Genomic DNA, 669 nt, shown 5'->3' with positions numbered 1-669 from the left:
GGGGCACGGTCCGATGGCGGACCTTTGAGAGGGCTCGCCAAGGCGTAGGTGCCCCTCCACCCCCGTCTTCGGCGGCGGTCCCCCTCCCCGTGCCGGGGAGGAGGCCTACAATTCGATACGCAGCAGCTTGATCGCCGCGCTGTCGAGCACCTGGCCGCCCACGCGCTTGGTCGCGTAGAAATGGACGAACGGCTTGTGGGTGAACGGATCACGCAGGATCGCCGTGGCCGATCGTTCGGCGATCAAGTAGCCGGCGCGGAAGTTGCCGAACGCGATCGGGAACGCGCCAGCCGCCACGTCGGGCATGTCCTCGGCCTCGACCACCGGGTAGCCGAGCAGGCGATCGGGCTGGCCTTCGACCAGGCCCGGCTGCCACAGGAACGCTCCGTCGGCGGTCTTGAGCTTGCGGACTTCGCTCAGCGTGGCGGAGTTCATCACCCAGCTTGCGCCCTGGCGATGCCCCGCCTTCAGCGTGTGGACCAGGTCGATCAGCTTTGCCTCGGGCGCGCTGCCGAAACCGGTGTCGTCGCCCGTGCCGATGTATTGCATCGTGCCGAACGGCCGCGCGCCGTCGCCGATGACCGATACCGGCGAGGTGAGGAAGCCGGCGGGCATGTTCGCGCCGGTGCCGTTGACGAACGCTGCGCCCTCGGCGCGGGCGAACTCCAT

The 669-nt window shown here is 69.1% G+C and carries 1 protein-coding gene; it reads right to left on the bottom strand.

The features are described from left to right. Nucleotides 1-105: 105 nt before the first annotated feature. The coding region (locus ACK4S7_RS13080) for a phage major capsid protein (RefSeq protein WP_409647680.1) at nucleotides 106-669 on the bottom strand (564 nt) is incomplete at its 5' end.

It is taken from the genome of Sphingorhabdus sp. (genome assembly GCF_046292425.1).
Classification (GTDB): Bacteria; Pseudomonadota; Alphaproteobacteria; order Sphingomonadales; family Sphingomonadaceae; genus Sphingorhabdus_B.
The sequence above is the reverse complement of the archived record's forward strand: the minus strand, read 5'-3'. Positions and strand labels throughout refer to the sequence as shown.